Source organism: Pseudoalteromonas sp. NC201, assembly GCF_002850255.1.
In the GTDB taxonomy this organism is placed as follows: Bacteria; Pseudomonadota; Gammaproteobacteria; order Enterobacterales; family Alteromonadaceae; genus Pseudoalteromonas.
The window spans coordinates 912,662-936,079 of record NZ_CP022523.1; the positions used below are offsets into that span (position 1 = coordinate 912,662).

Consider the following 23,418-nt stretch of genomic DNA (forward strand, 5'->3'; position numbering starts at 1 on the left):
ACTTTGATTGTTTGATATGATATTGGCAATCTAATGATGACTCAGGCTCCTTGCAATGCTAGCTTCGTGTGTGGATCACTTTGTCTATGTGCCTGAAAAACTCAGAGGACAACATGTCTAATAAAAGTCTTCGTGCTCGAATTCCAGCCTATAAAATGGCATTTGCAAGTGGCGAACTGCAGAGAACCTATAAGGATCTCGTCTCTATTGTTCAAAGTCTCAGAGCTGAATTCAGTAAGCAGTATAAAGGCCAGTTTACAGTCGCAAACGTGTTACACGGATATATTGACTTTACATACTTTTATCTGCAAAACGATTACCTTAAAAAACACAAGCTCAAATTGGCAGTTGTGTTGAACCATCAAGAGGTGCAATTCGAACTTTGGCTCCTTGGGCAAACAAAGGATGTTCAGATTGATTATTGGGCAAAGTTACAGGGGGTTAGGTGGGTGGATCAAGATGTTATGCCTGAGTGGTCAATCTTTGAAATTTTAATGCTTGCTGACCCTGATTTCGATAATGTAAAAGCGCTATCTGAGCGGATCCACGGTGTGTTTGCAGAACTGTCCGAGGAAATCTTTACTACATTGAAGGTGTACCAATAGTACACCTAACACATAAATTTTCGCAGGTTATCCGCGTCGTAAAGTATGTGCAGCTAATTTCTTTTCAAACTTTAAATCTGTTTAACTCTATTTCTAGCGAAAAAAAGAGTGCTAGTAGTAGCACTCTTGTTAATGCAAAACTCAACAGCAATAACCCGTAGTTGCTAGTCCATGCTTGGGGCGCTGGAATATACCAACTCAATTAGGTTATTCATCGTTCTTGATTTTTGCATATAAGCCTTTTCCATATGGGCAAGCTCTTGTAATTCAAATAAGGTCGTTTCTACGAGTGCCAGCCATTTTTCTGTGGTGTCTGGTACCGCTTCACTTTGCTTTGTTGCTTTTTTTAGTGCGTCGTAATAAATAGTTAAGTCACGATATTGGCTTTGATAGTCCATTGATGCTCCAACCCGTCTCTTTTAATTTACAGCAAGGTAACAGGAATTCTCAGCAGAAATCTGCGGAAAATAATTTTTTTACAACTTTTTAATTCGAAAGATAATTAATATTAGCAAAGGCGGAGATCACATCTTTTGCAAAAGCAATGCGTGGGTGTTTTAACGCGCCCTTTTTCCATACTAGATAGATATTGTTTTCAGGGCCTACAGGGCCAAGTTGGATCAGTTCACCTGCTTTTATGAGATCTCGGCAGAGATAATCGGGGAGGACGGAGTAACCTATTCCAGAGCGAATGATGTTAGCGATTGCTCTAATGTCTGGGCAAATAGCGATGACATTAGAGTTGCAGCCCGCATTAAATACACGGTCAAAGTATTGTCTAACCAAAGGTAAGTCTTGATCGTACGTGACGACATTATAGCTTGAGAGTAAGTCGGCGGTAATATCGCTGTCTTGAATTTCTCTGCCCTCTAAACGGTTCATCACTAGCCACAATTGCTCTTTGTCTAGAACTAAATAGTCAAAGCTTGTGGGATCTGGCGCAGAGGCGGCAATGGCGATGTCGGCGGTGTCGTTTATTAGTGCGTCGAAAATGTTAATTTTATTGCCAATATGAAGTACCACGTTAATGTTGCCCGCTTGCAATAAGTTGGCGATTTGTGGACCGGAGACAAAGCTTAAATACTCCGCGGGGCCAGCAATATTTAGTGTGCCAAACACCGCGTTGGAGCGCGCTCGAATTGAGGTGATCTTCTGCTCTAAAATATCGATATGACCAGACACCTGCAGCGCTAAGTCATGTGCTGTTGGCGTTGGCTTTACCCCTCTTGCTTGGCGTTCAAACAGGGCTTTTCCTACTACCGCTTCCATGGTTTGAATATGTGCCGTGACAGCTGGCTGCGACATCCCCAAGTTGGCCGCTGCCTTGGTGATATTTTTGCAGCGGTATACTTCCACAAAGGTTTTTAGTTGGGTGAGATGAGACATAAATTACTTGAGCCATAAATATTCTGATTGCTCCTACCAATTTATCCGAATTCACCTGTGTCCGCAAATCGCCTAAACTCGTCGATATTGAACTGGTATGAGGAGCCGGGATGAAAAAGAGTATAGTGAATACGATGGTGTGGGTGTCATCGTTATTGGGTGCAACACATGTGCTTAGCGCTCATGCAAGTGAAGGTGAAGTATTAGTGTTACTTTCGAGCGAAACCTCTATGGAACTTGCCAGTGGTGAGACAATAGAAACAGGTTATTACCTCAACGAGTTTGGGATACCTGCAAAGGCTTTAGTGGATGCTGGATATAAACTGATATTAGCAACACCAAAAGGCAATGCCCCTGCTGTTGATCAAAAATCAGTGTCGGTTAATTACTTCGGCGGTGATGAGACTAAATTACAAAGCATCAAGAAATTTATTGCTAACCTGCCAGATATTAATGATACCGCAAGTTTTAGCGAGATCCTTGCTGCGGGGCTAGACGAATTTGATGCGGTATTTATTCCAGGCGGACACGCACCGTTAATTGATTTGGCGAATAATCCGCAGGTGGGTGAAATTTTGCGCCATTTTAACCGCGAGAATAAACCAACAGCTGCGATTTGCCACGGCCCAATTACGTTGCTTTCGGCACAAAGTGAACCAAAAGCGTATTATCAGAGTTTAACAACACAGTCACCTGTTCAAGCGAAAAACTGGATTTATGACGGATATCAAATGACGATATTTTCGAACCCAGAAGAACAAGTATTTGAAAGCACGTTAAATGGCGAAAAACTCAACTTTTACCCAGCAGCCGCGATGTCTCAGGCTGGAGGAAAAATGCAGTTTGCAAATGCATGGCAGCCAAAAGTGGTTGTTGATAGAGAGCTAATTACGGGGCAAAACCCGTTTTCAGACTCATTACTAGCAGAAAAGCTGCTAGAAATGTTAGCGAAAGAACCGAATATTAAACAGTAAGGAATTGAGTATGCTTAATTTTGTATTTAAAAATCAAACCGAAATTCTTTTTGGTAAAGGCCAAATGCGTGAAATCACCTCACGATTACCGGAGGCTGCAAAGGTGCTGCTACTGTACGGTGGCGGCTCGATTAAAAATAATGGTGTATACGACCAAGCAATGAATGCATTGACAGGTGTTGAGGTTGTGGAATTTGGTGGTGTGGAGCCAAACCCAACATATGAAACGCTAATGCAAGCGGTCGCGACGACAAAGCAAAATAATGTGAATTTTATTCTTGCGGTTGGCGGCGGCAGCGTTATCGACGGCGCAAAGTTTGTGGCGGCAGCCGTGAATTTTGACGGTGAGCCTTGGGACATTTTGGTAAAGGGCGCAAGCTTTAGCAATCCATTACCGATTGGTGCTGTGCTCACTTTACCTGCTACAGGCTCTGAGAGTAACGGCAACTCAGTGGTTACAAAAAAGGCAACTTCGCAAAAGCGTGCGTTTTCGTCACCAACTGTGCAGCCGCAGTTTGCGGTACTTGACCCAGAATACACCTATTCACTGCCGCCTCGCCAAGTGAGTAATGGGGTAGTGGATGCGTTTGTTCACGTGATTGAGCAGTATTTAACTTATTCAGTAAATGCACCACTGCAAGACAGATTTGCAGAAGGTATTTTACAAACGCTTATCAGCGAAGGGCCAAAGGCGTTAAGCGAGCCTAACAATTATGATGTAAGAGCAAACGTTATGTGGTCTGCAACTATGGCGCTAAATGGCCTTATTGGTCAAGGCGTGCCACAGGATTGGTCAACCCATATGATTGGTCACGAGCTAACGGCATTGTATAACCTTGACCACGCGCAAACGCTTGCGATTGTATTACCTGCGGTGATGTATGTGCAACGAGACAAAAAAGCCGAGAAAATCAAGCAACTTGGTGAGCGTGTATTTGGTATTACAGCCGCAGACGAAGCGCAGCAAATTGACCAAACAATAAAAGCAGTTCAAGACTTTTTTGAGTCGATGGCGGTGCAAACCCGTTTAGCTGATTATCAATTAGACGAAAAAGCAGTACAAGAAGTTATCGCTAATCTAGAAAAGAACGGCATGACGGCACTAGGTGAGCACGGCGATATTGATTTAGCGAAGGCGAAAGAGATTTTAATGCTGGCGTTGTAAAGCAAGTAATCAGTGGCAATGTGTTACCCTTTGATAACAAAAGTAAGATGGTTTAGAGGTAACTAAACCATCTTACTCCATCGGCTTTTTATAGGCTTCTTAGTTGATCAATAACAGCCTGAATTTTGTTAAATTTGGTTTGCCTGTATTCTGTTTCAGCTTGGGATTTTTTGCGATTCCAGTATTCAACATCATCTGGATATTGTGGCTCTACCACGTACGATGCTAAATAGTTACCATACGGGTCTTTAAGCCAGCATTTATATTCAACGATTTGAGAATAAGGGTCAGGTGCTTCACAGCCGCTTCTAAGTGGCAAGTCCGCCTGCTTTTTCTGTGCCAGCATTATGCTTAACTGATCCGCTAGATTTTTAGCTGCGGTAACGACGGTTGTTTTTGGCACCATGCCAGCCAAATAACGCTCAGTATACACTGCCACTACAACCGATGCTGCTAAGGCATAGGTGTCTGCAAGGTAGAAAAAGTCATCATTGTAGCTACTATTTAAAGCTCGGTGATTTATCAGATCGTTAGCTTTTAGTAATAATCCACCAAGTAATACAGGGTCTTCTCCATTGTATTTTACGGTATCGCCATAGTGTTTTAAGCTTGCTTCAACGCTTCTAAACTCAGAAAGAAAGTCGAACTCCGCATCACGTACAATTTCTTCTCTAACGCGCTCTTGTATTGCCTGCAGGCTCTCTTCGCTCAGCATAACGTATTGTGGTCCACCAGAACCAAATACAGCATCAGCTAAAAGTGAACCAAACCCCGATAGTAATTTACTTTTTACTTTATCTAAAATCTGCTCACCGATTGTCGCGGTTTTTTCTTCTTGTTCAGTAGCACCAACAGTAAATGTTGCACTACATAACGCTAAGCTTACTACTGCGGCGATTGAATGAAATTTCATAGAAATAATCCTTTTATATTAGAAAGTATGTTTTTATAGACCTTAGCACCCACAACCCACATCAAATACAGGCTTTTTACCTAGCTTTAGAATTGTTATGCTTACTGCTTTTGGATTGGTTTGATTTATAAACTTAGTTCCAAAGGCTGGGTCTTACCTATGTTAGGTGAGTTGTGTTAAAAAAAGATTAAATAAACGATGTTTTCTTTTACGATGTGGCTAAATTGGAAGGTGTTATTAGTTTGAAAACATTTTTCATACTGCAAATGGCTTAGTCCGGATATCGCAAAATACGTAGTTTACCTAGCTTATCTTCAGTGCTACTCTACGGTGGTATTCAAAAAAAGTTTAAGGAGAATTTGATGATTGTTTTATTGAGCCACCCGGTAAAAGTTGTAGCTAGGTGTGATTAGTAGACGCTAACTTTCGTCTCTTCTAAATTTTTACTCCTTTTACCCGGTGTGATGCCTAACAGGCTTCTCCGGGGTCAATGATATTCATTAACCCTGCTTGATTTTTGCAGTCTTTCTGCATTTTTGAGATTTTATAATGAATACATCTTATTCGCCAACACAGCTTGGTTGGCAAGCATTTTTTCAACAGCAACTGACACTAACAGAACTAGAATCATCAAATCTTGGCCGCGTGATAGCGCACCACAGAAGTAATTATTTAATCCAGTTGCAATCACGACAAATTTCTTTAGCTACTCATGTTTCACTGCCTAGTATGACGGTTGGTGATTGGGTTTTGTTGGATGAAAATTATCAATTTATTAGGCTATTATCCCGCAAATCGGTTATTTCAAGGAAAGCTGCGGGCAGTAAAGTCGCGGAGCAATTGATAGCTGCAAATATCGATAGCCTGTTTATTGTTTGCTCGCTAAATCAGGATTTTAATCTAAACCGGATCGAACGTTACTTAGCACTGGCTAACGAAGCTCAAGTGGAGCCAATTGTTGTTTTGACCAAGAAGGATTTGGTCGATTGTTGGCAACAGCAAGTACAACTCGTTCAGGAGTTGGATCCATTTTTGACAGTCGAAGTGATAAATGCGTTGGAGCCGAGCTCCGTTGAGTGCCTAAAAGCTTGGTGTAGCGCGGGCAAAACGTTGTCATTTGTAGGCTCATCAGGTGTGGGTAAGTCCAGCTTGGTGAACACGCTGTTAGAGTGTAAAGAGCAGCTCACCGGTTCAATCCGTGAAGATGATGCAAAAGGGCGGCACACGACAACCTCTCGCTCGTTACATTTTATGGACAATGGCTCAGTGTTGCTCGATACACCAGGAATGAGGGAGATCCAACTAGCCGATTGCCAACAAGGGATCAGTAAAACATTTGCAGAAATTGAAGTGTTAGAAAGCGCTTGCCGCTTCAGTGATTGCTCACATCAAAATGAGCCCGGATGTGCTGTTCAGCAAGCGATAGAGAGTGGCGAACTTGAAGTTAGGCGCTTCAACAACTTCATAAAACTAAGAAGTGAACATCAAAGAAACAACGCCAGCCTAAAAGATAAGAGAGACAAGGAAAGAGCACTTGCAAAGAAATATCGTTTTGTACAAAGCGATACTAGAAGACTAAAAAAGGGCTACTGAGCAGTAATTGCTAGTTCTGTTTATCTTAAACCAAAGTGGACTCGCTCCACTTTGGTTTTTGCTTTTCTACGCTAAAGTACGGCTAAAGCGAAAGCGGCTAAAAAGACACCCATTTAAATTTAGAAGAAACAGGGTGAGGCATTTAACGCTGTGACTACTCAAAAGCTATGTAAACTAAAAAGTAAACTCTAGACCTTTAATAACCCTTGATTGGATACCCCTAATTAAACTATTGTCTTTAAGTGCACCAGAAAAGCTGCCTGTTCTAACCCTCTGAACTTCCATGTCAAATTCACATGGTTTTGAAGTTGCAATCTGCTCTAGATCTATGAGGCTAGCGCTTTTTGCATTGAATGTATTGCTTGTCGAGTTTCCAAACTGTGTTGAGAAAGAGCCTGTCACTAACCCGCCCGTATTATTCGGGCATGCATAGTTAACGATAAGAGATGTCTCACTCGCTAAGTCTATTCCATCAATATGAATTTCAATATCTTCATCATATCGAAAAGTTTTCTCTGCTTCGGGGGTAAGTATCAGGAAGCCTAAGGGAAGCTCAACTGACGCTGAAGCATTTTCTTCCTTCTTCCGATTTAACTGGATAGTATATAGGCTGTTACCAGTTACAACAGAGGATCTGCCCTCGTAATCAATATCTAGAATGTCAGTATCTTTAATCAATTGGATCATCTGACCATTTACGATCGCTCTTAGTGTATCGCCTTCGCTTAAATTTACATTAGAGCCGAACGAGTCCCCAACATTTAACTCGGCCACAATTCGGGCTCTTTCTCCATTTGAATTTATTGATATATCCGCACTAATTGCGTTTGTTTTCAACAGATCAGATTCTGTTTCAGATGTGCAGGCCGTGAGAAATGTGCTGATACTGGCTACTGTTATAGGTAGTAGATAAAGTTTGGATGGTTTCATTTTTTACCCGTGATTCATTTAAAAACAGATTCTCCAATTTAGAAACATAGATTGCAAGTTAAAAAATGTAATGGGATTGTACGGTATAAGGAAACAGTCAGTGTTAATAGCTGGAGTTATTTAACAACTTTTCAGTGCATTAATGCTATTCCTGTTTATGATTCACGGCTTTTGCCATAGCTGCTCAATGCGCTGTTCAAAACTTGGGTATGTGTTTATCCAACTATGTTGCTCGTCGCTTTCCTCGGAGAGAGAACGTTAAAAAGACACCCATTTTTAAACTGTGACGATAAAGTGGGTGTCTGCATATGCCAACAATACAGGCGCTACAGTTAGTTTGATGTTTGAAACTTAATTGTCGTCAAAGCAAACTTTTTACGGCCTCAATACGACAATAATATTTTAGTGTTTGAATAGGCCGATATATGAGAGTCATGAAAATCACACTGCTGGCAGCTCTGGTTACTGTGGCGAGCTGTGCAGAACAAAAGTTGAAAGCTGTAGCACCAGATTATGTAAATAAACAACGAGTATTCGAGCAGAGTATTCGCGAAATTAATGATAACGGGGTGAGTAGTGAAACAGCGAGTACACTTCAATCCAGAATGAGCACATACCGCGTCCCTGCTGTTAGCATTACTGTTTTTGATAATAATCATATTCTTTGGTCGAAAGGTTACGGCGTTACAGATGAGTACTCAAAAGTGAATGTAACGCCGGATACGCTGTTTCAGGCTGCTTCCATTTCTAAAGCTGTAACGAGCTTTGGTGCTTTTAAGATGATAGAGCTAGGTCGTTTTGGACTACATGAAGATGTAAACAGTAAGCTTACACGCTGGCAGGTCCCCAATAATAAATTTACTAAAGAAAATAAAGTGACACCCAGTCGAATTATGAGTCACACCTCAGGGCTCAATGTACAAGGGTTCGCTGGTTATGGCAGAAACCAAAAAACTCCTTCGCTCGTACAGGTTTTACAAGGGAGTGAGTTGAGTAATTCCCCATCAGTTAGAGTGTTTCAAACACCTGGGAAGTCTGAATTTTATTCAGGTGGTGGCATGACAGTTTTGCAACTGTTGATGGAAGATAGTAGTGGGCTGTCATTCTCTGAGTTAATGGAAAAGCAGGTATTAAAGCCCCTAAACATGAATAACAGCTCTTTTAAGTTAGCGTCGCTGAATCTGCCTCAATATAGAGTTGCTAAAGGTCATGATTTACAAGCAAATATGATCGCTGGAGGTTATCGGCTATATCCTGAAAAGGCAGCTGCGGGGTTATGGAGTACTCCTTCTGATTTAGCATTATTTATGATTGCTCTAGGTAAGTCCTATCGTGGTGATGAAGAAAGCTTATTATCTCCACATCTTGCGAAAGTCATGCTTACTAGAGTTCCCGGTGCTGGTGGTACAGGAATAGGACTCGATGGAGAAGGTAACGCTTATAGATTTAGACATAGTGGTGGGAATGCCGGGTATACTTGCTATGCTGTGTCTTTTGCTAGTGTTGGCCGAGGTTTTGTGGTTATGACAAACTCAGACAATGGCTTTCAATTAATCCATGAAATCTCTAGAGCCATTTCTGAAGTTTATGATTGGCCTGCATTATGGATGCATGAATAAGCAAGCTATATTGCTTCTCGCTAAGGTGCAATTGGTCTAGGCTCTCAATTATTAATTAATTTGATGATTAACCAAAAAGTGCTACACAATTGGAGATATTCGAACGCCGTTGAATTGAGAGTGAATCACAATATTTTTGCTTTGCTGCTGAGCTACCTGCAGCTCCATGGATCACAGTACTAAATTGTGTTGTCAGGGTTATCCAGTTCTTAGAGGTTAGATTTAACCTGTCTAAAATCGGTTGTTTGTTTATAATGCAACCTATTTTGTCACTTCTTATGCAACGCCCTGTGAGTTCGACCAGTTCGAGATATGATGACAGCTCAAGCGGTATACCTTTAGGCATATGCTTTCTCGGATTGCCAGCAAATCGGAATAGTGAGCGAGGTTGCTTACCTTGTTTGGCTAATTCAATACGCTTTTTTACACTCGTGTATTTAGATTCTTCAGGTAGCTTAGCTAGGTTAGCGCGAATGGGATTTAGATCAACATAAGCCATGCACGCAGCAAGTGCAGCTTCATCAAGTAGTGCTTGTGATTTGAAGCGCCCTTCCCAAAACCGACCTGTGCATTGGTCTTCTCGATTTGCTCGTCGTGCAATATACTCATTAAGAGTTCTCATAAACCAGCTTATACAGGTTATGCGTGATCGATATATATTGATAGTGTTATCAAGTATTGATCTTTCCGCATCTGATAATGGCTCATTACGAATAAACTTATGTGTGAGCCAATTGCCTTTAAACTGCTTGTGCCAGCGAATGATAATAGCTTTGTCAGTTAGACGTTTGGCTTTTTGAATATCAACGTGCAGAACTACATGAGTGTGGTTATTCATAACCGCATATGCACAGACATCAATGCAAAACGTTTTTTTAAGGGCGAGTAGCTTTTCTTCGACCCAATCTCTGCGATGCTCGTAAGAACGCCCAGTGGCTATATCCTGACCGCAAAGGTAGGCTTGCCTAACACAGCGAGAAATACAGTGATAATATTTGGTTTCTGATAGACAAATTTGTCGGCAGCGTGCAGTGGCCATATTAGATACCTTCAATCCTTTGAATGTATCTTAAGAGTAGATTGCCTTAGCCAATTTAACAAATGAAATACTAAATAACCTGAGCTGTGGATAATTAATGCCTTTCTAGCAGCCAGTTTTAGTGCTAACTGCGTTGAATTCACTTCCAATAGCCAGCTATTGGCGCGTAAATTCGCCTTGCCTACAGGATGTAGGTACCTTAGCGAGAGCAGGACGCGGAAGCGGTGTTTTCCCTAAAACTCTCTGGCTAGACAAGGAAAAAACTAAGTTGTGCTTTAGCAACAATGAGTTGGAACATTCCTTATCCAAACCTCAGGTTAAATAGGTGGGTGTCTTTTTAAAAGCTAGAGTAGATTGCCTTAGCCAATTTAACAAATGAAATACTAAATAACCTGAGCTGTGGATAATTAATGCCTTTCTAGCAGCCAGTTTTAGTGCTAACTGCGTTGAATTCACTTCCAATAGCCAGCTATTGGCGCGTAAATTCGCCTTGCCTACAGGATGTAGGTACCTTAGCGAGAGCAGGACGCGGAAGCGGTGTTTTCCCTAAAACTCTCTGGCTAGACAAGGAAAAAACTAAGTTGTGCTTTAGCAACAATGAGTTGGAACATTCCTTATCCAAACCTCAGGTTAAATAGGTGGGTGTCTTTTTAAAAGCTTCTTTTTAAAAGCTGTTTTTAAAGTTTCTACTGAGCAGAATTTAATAGACATATATGGACGCTCAGCTGCTGTCAAGTAATACTCATCCAACAAGGTTGTTTTAACAGCCTTGTTGCTTCTTTTATTTATCTCTCATTTACTATTTGTATGTATTGATAAACAGTCACTTTGAGTCACCCTAAATAAGGTGCTGCTCTGACATATATTCGGGCTTAACTGACTTTCAGCGCCCCTAATGAGTTTCGAACCTAGCCACCCAAAAAGTAGAATACACCCACGCGGCATTGAATGCCTTGCCTATAACGGGTTTAACTAGGTAGGTTTGACCTTTTGTTCATCGTTATGTTTACAGCAATGAGAATATGGCTATCAAGGGCTCATAAACACCCACTCGGGCTCGAGGCCCTTGTCACGACCGGGCTCCTTAATAGCCATAATTTGAGTCATGATTGCGCCTCACTTTGTGTATATTGGGCTTTATAAGGTTCATTTCTTTGTAGCAATATCCACATTAAGCGAGCCAATCGGTGGGCCGTGGCCACCACCGCTTTATTTTTACCGCGACGTTCTACCAATGCGTTGATCCATTTGTTTAAATCATCCTGCTTTTTGTGCGCATGATTGACCACTGTACGGGCACCATGAATGAGTTGTTTTCTTAGATAACGATCACCTCGTTTGGTGATCCCTCCCATCTTATTGGTTTCACCCGAAGCATATTGACGTGGTGTGATCCCAAGCCACACAGCCAACTCCTTTTTATTAGAAAATGCTTGCCCTTTATCTATTGTGGCACTCAATGCCGATGCGTTGATAATCCCAATTCCGGGGATGGATTGGATAATTTGAGCAGCTTGGCTCTGTTCATTAAACTGCTTAAATTGTGCCTCTACATTTTTAATATTGGCGTCTAACTTTTGCATTTCTTCATAAACGTCTCTGAGGAGTAGATTTAAAGCTCCATGTAAATTACGGTTGAGCAGATCAGCAATGGTTGCACGAAAAGACTTTAAGCTCTTTTTGATGACGATGCCAAATTCAAGTAACAAACCACATGTTTGGTTGATGCAGGCGGTTCGATTATGTATGAGCCGCTCCCGATAGCGATGTAGTGCTAGGATTGCTTGTTGATGCTCTGTTTTTACAGGAACAAAGCGAATGTTAGGTCGAAGGCTCGCTTCATAAATCGCCATACAATCATTTTTATCGTTTTTATTGCCACGGACAAAAGGGGTAACATGTTGCGCAGGGATAAGCTGAACTTGGTGCCCAGCTTGTAAGCAGTACCGCCCCCAATAATGAGACGTTGAGCATGATTCCATAACAACATTACAAGCAGGTAATTGGGTCAATGTTTGCAAGAGCTTTGCTCTATCTAACCTTCTGGAAAAACATTTATTACCTTGCTTATCAAACGATAAAAGTTGGAATACATTTTTTGCTAGATCAATTGAAAGCGTGCTAACGTTATTCATGATGGACTCTCCTAATAACTGTGTTTGCAACTATCAGTTTGGCGCATTGACGCCGATTTGGGAGCGTCCATCTCATCACCCATTTTAACCTTTAAGGATCACGGGTTTTGTTTGAGCTGCTCAATGCGTTGCTCAAAGCTTGGGTGTGTGCTTAACCAACTATGCTGTTCATCGCTTTCCTTGGCGAGTTTTTCGAATATAGAGATCATTGCGTCACTATTACCATACAGCGCCATTAGCTTGTTATGCGCGTACAAATCAGCCTCGAGTTCAGCTTGCTGAGAGTAATTTTGGTTGATACCTAACATTGCGCCCTGCATCATAAGATCTGAGAGCGCAGAGATGTCACCCAATACGACACTCAAACTGACAAATACGATAGACGAGCTAACAAGAGATTCCATGACGTGATTATGCTCGACATGACCAATCTCGTGGAGTAATACTGCGCTAAGCTCTTGCTGAGTAGATGCCAGTTCGACCATGTTATCGGTGATCACAATGCTACCATTGGCCAATGCCATGGCGTTGGCTTTATCTTTCCACTGCCTAAATTCAAGTTTAAATTCACGTTCACTCGATGCATTGGTGCCAAGCAGTGAGACAAATAAAGCGCGAGTCTCTTGCTGTTTGATTTCACTTAGCTTTGACTCCGAGAATTCCGAGTTATCTAGCTCGTTTAGGCTTCCTTCGTCGATGATTTGGTAGATTTGTTTGGGCAATGAGGCTGAGATCTCTTCAGCGAAGTACGGCACGCCTTTGGTATAAAACTGATAACCACTAAATAAAACGACCACTACTGTGGCCGCTATAATCCAAAGCCACTGCGTTTCTTTAGACTGTTTGACTCTGTTGTGTATCTTTGAGCTCATCTAGTACTTCTCGCATTACATCGATGTTGTATTTTCTCACTATTTTTTGGCTGTTAAATAACTGAGGTAGCTCAATTAAACACACTAAAATTAGCAGAACCCAGCCATAAAAGAGAATAAATACAAGCCCCAATAGCATCAAGGTGAGGTTAATTACACCTCGTGCTGTTTTACCCAGATAAAAGTGATGTAAACCTGCGGCAAAAAAGTAATTGAGTACGGCGTAAGTATCAGGATCTTTTACTAGCTGTTCTTCAAGTTGGTAGTATTGCTTGCGCGCTTCAGGACTTAGCTGAGCAACTTGGTTTCTTAACGATTCTTCTTGTTCTCTTAATGCTATTTCGTCCATGCAAACTCCTAGGATTGGTCACGGTAGGGGGTCTGACTTTACTTCAATACAATCTGGGTCATTACAGCGCTTGATACGACAAAAGCCGATACGCACGCCTTTAAAGAAGCCGTATTTTTCGATTGCTTGATAGGTATATTCAGAGCATGACGGCGTAAAGTTACAACTTATATTGAAGTGGGCTTTTGCTCCACCATTCGCTTGATAGCGGCGAATGGCAGACAGAGCAAAGCGTTTAAGCACGTTTACGACCAAGTGTTAAGATCACGGCTTCACGGCTCCAAAATAGCAGAAAACGTTTGTTTTCGATAACTTGGAAAACAAGCTGCCAGCCATCTTGCGCTTCCATGTTTAAAGTTGCTTCAAGTTTTTTTAACGGTAATCCACTTGAGCCGAGTAACAGTGTGCCGCAGCCACCTTCAACTACATGGATAACTTTATATTCGTCGTATTGGGTCATAATACATCCCTGATTTAATTAGAATAAGTGAGATTTAATTCTATAGTAGCCAAGTAATCGCGACAATAGCGATTTCGTTGTTATTTTTTTAATTACAACAAAATTTGATATTACTCATGAATAAAGCAAGATGTTGCTCCAAGTGACCACTCTACAACGGCTTCAGCATGAAGTTTGGTCGTGTCATAAAGAGGAACTTGAGTATGCGCTTGCTGAACGAGCAAACCGATTTCTGTGCAACCTAAAATAACCCCTTCAGCCCCTTGTTGATAGAGTGCATCGATGATGTCTAGATAAGTTTGCCTTGAGCTTGCGTTGACTTTACCACGACATAATTCGTCATAAATTATGTTGTGAACTAAAGCTTGTTGGTCCCCATCAGGTGTTATGACCTCAATGCCGTGAAGATCTTGTAATCGTGCTTTATAAAAGTCTTGCTGCATCGTAAATCTCGTACCTAACAGCGCGATGCGTTTTATGCCGTCATTTTTAAGTCGCTTCGCGGTTGCGTCGGCAATATGCAGTACAGGCAATCCTGACGCTGCGCTAATTTCATCTGAAATTTTATGCATGGTGTTGGTACAGATCACAATGGCATCTGAGCCGGCAAGCTTCAACGACGTAGCAGCGCCTGCCAAAATGGTGGTCATTTTCTGCCAATCACCAGCTGCTTGAAGCTCTGCAATTTCGGCAAAGTCGACGCTATACAAGCAAAGCTTGGCACTGTGTAGTCCGCCAAGCTTTGCTTTAACGGTTTGATTGATAAGCTGGTAGTAGCTTTGTGTTGACTCCCAACTCATACCGCCAATTAGCCCAAGTTGTTTCATAGTGATTGCTCGTTATTTGCTGATAATAACGACAATAACGGATCTGGATTGAAACTTGAACCGTCAGCTTAAGGCGAGTTGACGGTTTTTCTTACTCTTGTGTTTTTTACGCTTTCTTTGCCACCATAAATATAACCCAGTAAAACCAAGCAATACGGGGGCGAGTCCCATAATGCACCAAATTATTTTACTGGTAAGCCCTGCAAAGTGGCCAAAGTGAAGTTTTCTAAAACTGTCGATTACCCTGTCTACAGTAGACGCCGTTCGAATATCGTAGGCAAAGGTTTGTATACCAGACTGCGCGTCAAAACTAACCGTTGCAGCATAGTTACTAATGAACGGGTTGGCATCGGCGACGCTACCAAAAATGGTAATGTTGGTTTGCTCTGGCCCAAATGGAAATAGCCAGTAGGTTGGTTTAAGTCCGTTAACCGCACGATGGCTTTGGGTCATCATGGCATCAAAATCTAATGAGTGATTAAACATTGCGTGGCTGACAATATGGTGCTCATCTTCTTGGTGTTCAAAAGCCTCGTGATAATACTCCACTGCATTAAAGTAAACGCCAGTAATACCTAGCGCGAGCAATACTGGCGAACTCCAAATGCCAATTACCTTATGCAGGTCGCTCATCATGATGAGCCGAGGAGCTTGTCGCCTAAAGCTAAAGAATCGCCGCCAAAAGCGCCGATATATCACTAAACCGGAAACACCGAGCAAGGTAAAAAGTATAGCCACAGCTAAACCGATAACGACACCCATGTGTGGAAAGGTTTTACTCACATCATCGAGTAGTAAGGTGTAATGTAGGTGAAGAATAAAATCAGTAAAGTCGCTGTGAATACCCACAGGCTCGCTTAGCATTTTGCCTACGTACGGATCTAGATACGTTTTAAACCACGTGTCTGTGCCATGCTTTAATAAATAGACTCTATCAGCTTCGTAGCCATCATCAAATATTTCCCAGCTACCAATTTCATAATTTGGATGGGTGTCTGCGACATAATTAACGAGCACCTTCATGGGCTGACGTTGGACGCCTTGGTCCTGATAAGTCAATGTTGCTTGCTTTGGAAGTAATAGGCTGTCTATCTCGAATTTAAACACCAACATGCTACCCGTGATTGACATAACGGCGAGCGGCAGTATCGCGATTAATGCCATTGCACTGTGCCATTTAAATAGTGTTTTACGCATTGTTTTCCTTTGAGTTAAAGCTAAATGAGAATGAATAAAGGGATGAATAAACAGGCTGAATTAACAAGGACACCCACCTTAATGCTTGCAGTCGCGTTAAGGTGGGTGTCCGTTTAAATCTTTCAGTCTATGTCCTTCCGTAAATTCTCCTAGATGAGTGACTAAAAGCGGTAGTGAAGACCAACATCGGCTTTGCGCTCTGCCCCCATCCAGCAGTTACTTTCGTCATAGCATGCGCCAACGTAACGCTTGTCACTGAGGTTACTAATGCTAAAGGTGAGCCTGGCTTGCTCGCTGAGTTCATAATCAAAGGCGATGTCAAATAAGGTATAGGATGGCACAGTATCAGAGTTGTATTTGCCAACATAACTCTCGCCAACATACCGAGCACCAACACTGACTTTAAGTGCACTCAACAGGCTTGGGTAATAGTTTAACCAAAGCGATGCGGTGTTATCTGCAACCCACACTAAGCGTTTCCCCACCAAATCTTGATCTAATTCGTTTTTAGTGACTTTCTGGTCTAGATGCGTGGCATTGAACTGCACATCAACTTGTTCGTTAAAGGTGTGAGAAGCCTCAAGCTCAATACCTTTGGACTGGATTTCACCGGCTTGAGTTTTCGTGACAAAGTCTTTGCTGTTAATGATTTCGTTCTGCTTGGTGAGATCGAATAGCGCAAATGTTAGCTGTGTATCGCGAGATTGATATTTAACGCCAAGTTCCCATTGTTCTGCTTCAGTTGGTTTGAAGGCTTGTTGAGTTACGCTATTTTCTCCTGCAACGGGCTCAAATGACTGACTATAGCTTACGTAAGGTCGCCAACCAGAGTCCAGCTGATAAAGTGCGGCAATCCTCCCGGTGAGTTGGGTGTCATCAATAGTTGATTCCGTTTGCCACTCGGTGCCAGCGTAGTTTTTATCAGCAGTAACATCACTGGTGAAACTGTCGTATCTAAGACCTGCCAAGAGGGTTAGCGCTGATATTGTCACTTCGTCTTGGACGTAAAACGCACGGTTACTCTGTTCAATATCGTGCGCTTCGGTATAGAAGTTAAGTGGCAAAGCGCCTACATCAAAGGCTGCATAATTGGGCGCTGCTAGATTAATGTTTGGTGTGCCTGTCCCGAGTGTATCCCAATACCCTACGGTTGAGCTTAAGGTTTTGTATTCAAAACCCAAGAGTAAGTGATGTGATGAGTTGCCAACCGTAAAGTGAGTAGACAATTGGTTGTCTAAAACATAGCCATGTTGCGTTTCATCGGTTTTATATGCTGCACGGGCAAGTATGGTATCGCTATCTGCAATTAAGTTTTGGTTGTAGGTATTTTGCTGTAGGCCTTCTGCATCGGTGTAACGCCAGTTGGCAAATAAAGCCCAATTGTCGGACAAATTGTGTTCCAACTTTAGCCCTGCCATTAGCGTTGTTCTATCAAAATTAGACCAATTGATATCGCCTGCAAATGCATCGGCATCTAGATAACCGTAACTTGCACGCGTGAGCGTACCAACGCTATGTAAGGGAGTGGACGGTATAGCTTTGGGATCGTCTTGGTAATAAAGCTGTGCAGTTAAAGCCGTATCATGGCTCGGTTGCCAGCGCAGTGATGGTGCAAATACAGTGCGTTCTTCTTCAGTTGTTTTTTGCTGGCCATCACTTGTTCTTGATAGCGCAATGGCACGATAGCTCAGTTCATCGGTGATCACACCTCCATGATCAACGCCAATTTCTTTGAGCGCTCTGCTACCGACTCTCAGGCGAACCTGTGTTTGCTCAGTGCCATTGGCAAGCTTTGCGATTTGATTCACCATGCCACCTGGCGGGGCTGAGCCGTAAAGTACTGACGCTGGGCCTTTTAGCACCTCAATGGTGTCGGTGGCAAAGGCATCAACTTGAGGATATAAATTCCAAAGGTTATTGGATTGCAGTTCTAGGCCATCGTAATAGTTTCGATAAGATTCAAAACCGCGAATAGTGTATTGGTCAAAAATGGTGACCGTGCTGCGGCTTTCTGGTGTGATACCAGAAACATAGCGTAACGCAGCATTGACCGAGTCAGCTTGGCGTAGTTGCAGGGTATCTTGATCTATATGAGAAATAGAAAAGGGCGCGTTGATAGGTGCCAAAGACGACTTTGTTCCGGTACTTTTATATTGACTGCCCTGAACTTCTATTCTTTCTAACTCATCTTTTTGGTTTTCATTGGCACTTGTGGTTTGAGAAAGCAGTGAGAGGCACACTGCAGCATAGAGCGTGTTAATTTTCATTGTTCGACTACTATGGATAATGAGAGTGATTCTTATTATATATATTTTGCACGGTTCAGTTTTGTCTAAGAGTGCACTCGTTGTGAAATTTGTTTGGGAGAAAGAGAAAATAATTGCTTAAAACGACGGCTGAAGTGCGCCTGATTTTTAAATCCGCTATCAATAGCAATTTGATTTAAGGATGCAGAGCTATTAAGTAACTCAAAATAAGCATGAGTGAGCCTAGTGCGGATAAGATATTCACTGGCACTCAGATCAGATGCGGCAAAGAGTTTGTGAATATAACGTTTTGACCAGCCTGAATGGTCACATAGCATGTCGATACAAAATGCTTCATCATTTGCATGTGTAGAGATGAGCTGTTTTAACTCCGCTAGCGGCGACGTTGGTAATTGGGTCGGCTGGCAAGCACTTAGGTGCAGTACAATTTCATCTTCAAGCCATTTTGTCGCTGTTAAATTTAACGTTGTGGCGGTTAAGGCGCTTTTGAATAATGTTGCTAGGCCAAAGGGAATGGTCAGCGCTTGACCATGCTGAAGTCGTTTGCCGGTTCGAGAGGCTAGCCAATTGATTGGAAAGTTGAAGCTAACAGCGAGGTATTGTGTCGGAAGGTGAAACACATGTTTTTGATTTGCTTCAAGATAGATTAGCTGCGTTAGATCAGCACGCTGTAAAGACTGTTCAGTCAACCACCAACCACTTCCTTCAGTGATAAGGATTAAACTACCATAGTTTTCAGGCATCATCGCCGCAGTTTGCGCAGTGCGATGGTAAATAATGCCATCGAGCTTTACTTGCGAGATGCTACTGGAGATGAGTGGTACTTCGTTGTGTAATTCACCGTCAGATACATGGTCATAAAATCCTTGATGTAATAATTGGCTGTAGAGGTCTAGTACAATACTCATTAAAAACAAAAGTGGCGGCTCAAACGAACCACCACTGTACTTGTTTTTTCAATAAACCCCAAACGAAATGAGATTTATTTGTAATAAAGCCAATTAGTAGCTTGCAACAAGCGTTACGCCAGAGAAGCTAGAGTAGCCACGCAATTTGATGTAATAGGTTGCACCTTGACCTGAACTTAAACTACAAGACTCGTTATTACCATTTAAGAACGGACGACAGTCATAGGTTGATGTCGTAGGTGCTGCACCTTTACGAACATACAAGTCTGCATCGCCAGAGCCGCCAGAGCTCGCAACTGTCAAGGTTACATTTGCTGGAACATCAATGGTGTATAGTAACTCTTGGCCAGATGAACCGGCAAGACCACTTACTGGAATGCCATTTTCTAAGCAGTTGCTACCACAGCCACCAGGATCTGATGAGTAAGTGCCAGTGAGCGTTGCATTTGCATACGCAGAGTACCCATTTAGCATCACATACCAATCACCAGCAGTCGGATTAGTGAAATCGCATGATTCATTGTTACCGTTTTTGTAAGGGCGACAAGCGTAACTATTCAGCGTTGGCTGTGTGCCTTGCTGTACATACAGGTCGGCATCACCAGTGCCACCAGCAAGTGAGAAGTTCAGCGCGCTAGCGCCTGCTGGAACAACCAACTTATAGAAAGTTTGCTGACCAGATGCACCAGATGCACTGACGCCTTGGCCGTTAACTAGCTCTGTGATTGGATCTGGGTCCGGATCCGGATCAGTGCCATCAGCTAGCGTATAAAGTAGCTCGTTAGGTGAACCGCTTTGTGGGTTAGACACTTTACCTTTTGATGAGCGTTGGCTCAGCAAGCTATCAATTTGTGACGGGCTTAGACTTGGGTTTTCATCCAAATATAGCGCAACAGCACCCGCAACGTGCGGCGCGGCCATCGAAGTACCACTGATGGTGTTGGTTGATGTATCTGAGTTATACCAAGCTGAGGTGATGCTTGAACCCGGTGCATAAATATCTAGACAGTTCCCATAGTTTGAGAAGCTAGAGCGGGCATCGCTGCTTGTGGTTGAACCCACAGTGATTGCATCGGCTGCACGTGCAGGTGAGTAATTACAGGCATTGCTATTGTCATTACCTGCCGCAACAACAAAGCTAACGCCTGAGGCAACTGCGTTATTTACTGCGTCATCAACCGCTTGAGAAACGCCACCACCCAAACTCATGTTAGCAACGGATGGGCCTGATGCATTGTTTTTAACCCAATCGATACCAGAGATAACGCCTGAATATGAACCCGAGCCGTTACAACCCAATACTCTTACCCCAACAATGTTGACGTTTTTTGCTACCCCATATTCACCGCCACCAATTGTGCCCGCAACATGGGTACCATGGCCATTACAGTCTGTTGCATCATTGTCATTATCAACAAAGTCATAACCATGTGATGCACGGTTACCAAATTCATTGTGACTAATGCGAACACCGGTATCGATAACATAGGCCGTTACGCCAGTACCATCAAAATCATAATGGTAGTTTGAGTTTAGCGGTAGATTACGTTGATCGACACGATCTAGACCCCAAGTAGGGTTAGCTTGGTCGCCGCTTGCTGTGATAGCGGGGGTCACTGTAACCATTTGGTCTTGTTCGATATAGTCAATATTAGGGTTATTAAGAAGCCCTTTTAGTTGTTTTGCAGATGCATTAATGACCACACCATTTAGTACACCACCAAATTCTTTTGTAATGCTTACGTTATGTTTGTTTTCTAACGCTTTTGCCTGCTTATTAGCGAAGGCCGCAATTGCTTTGCTGTTTTGAACGTTAAGGACTGAAGGGGTGCTAAATACAACGATGTATTGATCTTTAATTGCTTTGTTTGATTCTACGCTAAGTATTTTAGCGGCTTGTGCGTTGACTGAAGTCAAACCCGCTAATACTGCAAAACTAATAGCACTTAATTTACGCATTTTGTTGTTCCTTGCATGTTGTTTTGTTTAATTGTGTTTACCAATCTCAAGGTTATGAACTTATCTAGCTGCTGTAGACGCGTTATTCACTAAATTTCAACGCTTGGTTGCGTTTGTTTTGTGATAGTGAACAACGCCAACTAAATTAAAATTGCACATAATTTCGACTGGTTACACTAGGATAGAAGTAAAGCTTAAAAAATAAACAAAAAATACAAAAAAAATTTACAATGCGTATTTTAATGCATAGATTAGCTGACCAGATAAGCGAGAGGTTTTCTCCTGCTTTTTATATTTTACCAATAAATACATGTGGTTAATTTTTATTTTAGGGAGAGGTAACACTACAAGGAAAGGGGAATAAATAGGCTGTAAAAATTCCAAATGAGTATAGGGTATGTGATTTTTGTTAATTTATCTTTACATTTAGGTTCGGTTTTTGACTTTTGAATTGTTAACAAGGACAAAACCAACCAAGGTGAAAACCATGCTTATTATTAAACCTGGTTGATACAGCTTTAGCTTCTCTTTGATCCTCATTTTCTATGCCGATTTGTTGAATATCGCAACTTTAAAGCCACTAAACCATCCCAAGTTAAGCCCTTTTTGCAGTAACTGCATCACCATTGCTGTGCCTTGTGCTAAATCATCACTTTGCTCGGCCGCGTATTCACAAACAAAACTAAACGGCAGTGCATTCTTCATGCTTTGTAGACAAGCAAATTCTGCTTCCGTTAACGAGTGATACCCAGTGCGCATATCGCGCTCTCTGGCGAGTATCCAGTAGTTTGGTTTTGTGGATACTTCAGGGACAGGTGTACTGTTCTTTAACGCTTGCCAGCTGTCGACCGCATTATGTGTAAATCCCAATAAGTGAACGCTGGGGTGAAAAGTAAACTGCAAGTTTGGAAATTGTGCTGCTGCAATTTTTTGTAGGTGCACAAGTCCCAATTGAGGCGCATCTTCTGCGTCAAATGCACTGAGTAATGTACGTTCAAATTGTGCGATTTCAGTGAGAATAGGGTAGAGCTTAAATGGCTCAAATTGACTTAAATATTCAGGAAGCGCGTCGCCAAACTGGCGCAATGAGGTCGAACGTGAAGGAAAGTGCTGTAGATAGCCCGAGAACATCTCATCAAACAGGGCATCACCCAAATAAAAGCCAAGCATTTCGTGATCTTGTTCTAACACTTTTTTTAATCTGATGTGGTAAGCGTTAGTGTATATTTGCGCACGTTGCGCGACATTCAGGCCACTTTGATATTCAATTTCAGCCATTAATTGGCTGTCATCGCCTTTTAGCATTGCAATAAAGGCGTGTTGCAGCGCGGCGAGATCAGCCATATGTTCTCCAACTGCTAGGGGCTATTCCTTTGGCCAAGTTCAGCTCTTGTAACAATCCCGCGAGCTCAGGAAAGTTATCATCACGCTCAATCATGGTGTTAATGGGAGATCTGTTCTGAGTATATTGTCGATATAAACTCCATACCTCTTCGCAAATTGGTTGGTCGTGCGTATCAACAATATGGGTCCCAAAATCGCTATGGCCGGCCAAGTGGATTTGCGCGATTGCTTGTGTTGGTATGGCGTTTAGGTAAGTCATTGGGTCGAATTGATGATTGCGCGAGCTTACATATACATTATTGATGTCGAGTAATAACTGGCACCCGGTACGCTGGTGTAATTCGCTCAAAAACGCCCACTCTGTCAGCTCAGATTGTTTGTAGTTTAAATAACTTGAGACATTTTCAAAAATCATTGGACGCTCAAGGTAATCTTGTACTTGATTGATTCTTGCGGTGAGATGTATCAGCGCTTCTTCAGTGTAGGGAAGTGGCAATAAATCATGGCTATTAAATTCGCCTAAGCTGCTAAAGCAGAGGTGATCTGACACCCATTCGGGTTCAACCCGTGCGATGGTGCGTTTAAGTTGCGCAAGGTAATTCATATCTAGGGGCGAAGTACTGCCTATCGACATCGATACTCCGTGCATCACAATGGGGTAGTGCTCTTTAATCTGCGAGAGGTAATACCAAGGCTTGCCGCCGTCGACAAAGTAATTCTCAGAGATAATCTCAAACCAATCTACTTGTGGCTGAGTGTCGATAATAGCGTCAAAATAACACGTGCGTAGGCCAAGACCAAAGCCCAGAAAGGGTACTGACATAATTGCGCTCTTTTAATGCATTGTGCGTGTTTATCTATTGCAATAATAAGCTT

At 42.3% G+C, this 23,418-nt stretch carries 22 protein-coding genes; 5 read left to right on the plus strand and 17 right to left on the minus strand.

The window, feature by feature from the left end:
- Nucleotides 1–113: 113 nt before the first annotated feature.
- A complete protein-coding gene (locus tag PNC201_RS21920; protein WP_010603675.1) occupies nucleotides 114–605 on the plus strand; it encodes a DUF7000 family protein in 492 nt (163 codons plus the stop codon).
- 164 nt (nucleotides 606–769) lie between these two features.
- On the opposite strand, the gene PNC201_RS21925 is transcribed toward PNC201_RS21920, so the two are convergent.
- Together PNC201_RS21925 and PNC201_RS21930 are read right to left on the minus strand one after the other, a co-directional pair.
- Nucleotides 770–1,003: a hypothetical protein gene (locus PNC201_RS21925; RefSeq protein WP_010369844.1), complete on the minus strand. Its 234-nt coding sequence runs from the start codon at nucleotides 1,001–1,003 to the stop codon at nucleotides 770–772.
- 88 nt (nucleotides 1,004–1,091) lie between these two features.
- Nucleotides 1,092–1,991 carry a LysR family transcriptional regulator gene (locus tag PNC201_RS21930; RefSeq protein ID WP_010603674.1) on the minus strand — a complete coding sequence of 300 codons (900 nt, stop codon included), beginning with the start codon at nucleotides 1,989–1,991 and terminating at the stop codon, nucleotides 1,092–1,094.
- A 110-nt stretch (nucleotides 1,992–2,101) separates the two neighbouring features.
- Between PNC201_RS21930 and PNC201_RS21935 the strand changes: the two genes are divergently transcribed.
- Together PNC201_RS21935 and PNC201_RS21940 are read left to right on the plus strand one after the other, a co-directional pair.
- Nucleotides 2,102–2,965, plus strand: coding sequence for a type 1 glutamine amidotransferase domain-containing protein (locus PNC201_RS21935; RefSeq protein WP_102058436.1), 864 nt, complete (start codon nucleotides 2,102–2,104; stop codon nucleotides 2,963–2,965).
- Nucleotides 2,966–2,975: 10 nt separating this feature from the next.
- Nucleotides 2,976–4,130, plus strand: coding sequence for an iron-containing alcohol dehydrogenase (locus tag PNC201_RS21940; RefSeq protein ID WP_102058437.1), 1,155 nt, complete (start codon nucleotides 2,976–2,978; stop codon nucleotides 4,128–4,130).
- An 88-nt stretch (nucleotides 4,131–4,218) separates the two neighbouring features.
- Here the strand turns inward: PNC201_RS21940 and PNC201_RS21945 are convergent, their stop codons facing one another.
- Nucleotides 4,219–5,043: a hypothetical protein gene (locus tag PNC201_RS21945; RefSeq protein WP_010603671.1), complete on the minus strand. Its 825-nt coding sequence runs from the start codon at nucleotides 5,041–5,043 to the stop codon at nucleotides 4,219–4,221.
- A 549-nt stretch (nucleotides 5,044–5,592) separates the two neighbouring features.
- On the opposite strand from PNC201_RS21945, the gene rsgA reads away from it, so the two are divergent.
- Nucleotides 5,593–6,636: a ribosome small subunit-dependent GTPase A gene (gene rsgA, locus PNC201_RS21950; protein ID WP_102058438.1), complete on the plus strand. Its 1,044-nt coding sequence runs from the start codon at nucleotides 5,593–5,595 to the stop codon at nucleotides 6,634–6,636.
- A gap of 174 nt (nucleotides 6,637–6,810) precedes the next feature.
- Here the strand turns inward: rsgA and PNC201_RS21955 are convergent, their stop codons facing one another.
- Nucleotides 6,811–7,566, minus strand: a complete 756-nt coding sequence (locus tag PNC201_RS21955; protein ID WP_102058439.1) for a hypothetical protein — start codon at nucleotides 7,564–7,566, stop codon at nucleotides 6,811–6,813.
- Nucleotides 7,567–8,000: 434 nt separating this feature from the next.
- Between PNC201_RS21955 and PNC201_RS21965 the strand changes: the two genes are divergently transcribed.
- Nucleotides 8,001–9,185, plus strand: a complete 1,185-nt coding sequence (locus tag PNC201_RS21965; protein WP_233525270.1) for a serine hydrolase domain-containing protein — start codon at nucleotides 8,001–8,003, stop codon at nucleotides 9,183–9,185.
- A 67-nt stretch (nucleotides 9,186–9,252) separates the two neighbouring features.
- Here PNC201_RS21965 and PNC201_RS21970 read toward each other — a convergent pair whose 3' ends face one another.
- The 13 genes from PNC201_RS21970 to bufB all read right to left on the minus strand — a co-directional run bounded on the left by PNC201_RS21970 (nucleotide 9,253) and on the right by bufB (nucleotide 23,365).
- Nucleotides 9,253–10,224, minus strand: coding sequence for a transposase (locus PNC201_RS21970; RefSeq protein WP_102058441.1), 972 nt, complete (start codon nucleotides 10,222–10,224; stop codon nucleotides 9,253–9,255).
- Between the two features lie 1,103 nt (nucleotides 10,225–11,327).
- Nucleotides 11,328–12,359: an IS110 family transposase gene (locus tag PNC201_RS21975; RefSeq protein WP_102056325.1), complete on the minus strand. Its 1,032-nt coding sequence runs from the start codon at nucleotides 12,357–12,359 to the stop codon at nucleotides 11,328–11,330.
- A 98-nt stretch (nucleotides 12,360–12,457) separates the two neighbouring features.
- Entirely contained in the window at nucleotides 12,458–13,231 is a 774-nt protein-coding gene (locus PNC201_RS21980) for a M48 family metallopeptidase (RefSeq protein WP_102058442.1), read from the minus strand.
- Complete coding sequence (locus PNC201_RS21985; protein ID WP_010603666.1) at nucleotides 13,194–13,580, minus strand: membrane protein; 387 nt, start codon at nucleotides 13,578–13,580, stop codon at nucleotides 13,194–13,196. The genes PNC201_RS21980 and PNC201_RS21985 overlap by 38 nt, the downstream gene beginning before the upstream one ends.
- Before the next feature lie 18 nt (nucleotides 13,581–13,598).
- Nucleotides 13,599–13,823, minus strand: a complete 225-nt coding sequence (gene yidD, locus PNC201_RS21990) for a membrane protein insertion efficiency factor YidD (protein ID WP_102058443.1) — start codon at nucleotides 13,821–13,823, stop codon at nucleotides 13,599–13,601.
- Nucleotides 13,816–14,040, minus strand: a complete 225-nt coding sequence (locus PNC201_RS21995) for a DUF4177 domain-containing protein (RefSeq protein ID WP_010603664.1) — start codon at nucleotides 14,038–14,040, stop codon at nucleotides 13,816–13,818. The genes yidD and PNC201_RS21995 overlap by 8 nt, the downstream gene beginning before the upstream one ends.
- A gap of 110 nt (nucleotides 14,041–14,150) precedes the next feature.
- Nucleotides 14,151–14,867 carry an aspartate/glutamate racemase family protein gene (locus tag PNC201_RS22000; RefSeq protein WP_102058444.1) on the minus strand — a complete coding sequence of 239 codons (717 nt, stop codon included), beginning with the start codon at nucleotides 14,865–14,867 and terminating at the stop codon, nucleotides 14,151–14,153.
- A gap of 63 nt (nucleotides 14,868–14,930) precedes the next feature.
- Nucleotides 14,931–16,064, minus strand: coding sequence for a PepSY-associated TM helix domain-containing protein (locus PNC201_RS22005; RefSeq protein ID WP_102058445.1), 1,134 nt, complete (start codon nucleotides 16,062–16,064; stop codon nucleotides 14,931–14,933).
- Nucleotides 16,065–16,225: 161 nt separating this feature from the next.
- Complete coding sequence (locus tag PNC201_RS22010) at nucleotides 16,226–18,331, minus strand: TonB-dependent siderophore receptor (protein WP_102058446.1); 2,106 nt, start codon at nucleotides 18,329–18,331, stop codon at nucleotides 16,226–16,228.
- A 65-nt stretch (nucleotides 18,332–18,396) separates the two neighbouring features.
- The gene (locus PNC201_RS22015; protein ID WP_102058447.1) at nucleotides 18,397–19,239 is read right to left on the minus strand and encodes a helix-turn-helix transcriptional regulator; all 843 of its coding nucleotides are present in this window, start codon (nucleotides 19,237–19,239) and stop codon (nucleotides 18,397–18,399) included.
- Nucleotides 19,240–19,332: 93 nt separating this feature from the next.
- The gene (locus tag PNC201_RS22020; RefSeq protein WP_010603659.1) at nucleotides 19,333–21,198 is read right to left on the minus strand and encodes a S8 family serine peptidase; all 1,866 of its coding nucleotides are present in this window, start codon (nucleotides 21,196–21,198) and stop codon (nucleotides 19,333–19,335) included.
- A gap of 543 nt (nucleotides 21,199–21,741) precedes the next feature.
- Nucleotides 21,742–22,542 carry an HvfC/BufC N-terminal domain-containing protein gene (locus PNC201_RS22025; protein WP_102058448.1) on the minus strand — a complete coding sequence of 267 codons (801 nt, stop codon included), beginning with the start codon at nucleotides 22,540–22,542 and terminating at the stop codon, nucleotides 21,742–21,744.
- Nucleotides 22,535–23,365: an MNIO family bufferin maturase gene (gene bufB, locus PNC201_RS22030; protein ID WP_102058449.1), complete on the minus strand. Its 831-nt coding sequence runs from the start codon at nucleotides 23,363–23,365 to the stop codon at nucleotides 22,535–22,537. The genes PNC201_RS22025 and bufB overlap by 8 nt, the downstream gene beginning before the upstream one ends.
- Nucleotides 23,366–23,418 lie beyond the last annotated feature (53 nt).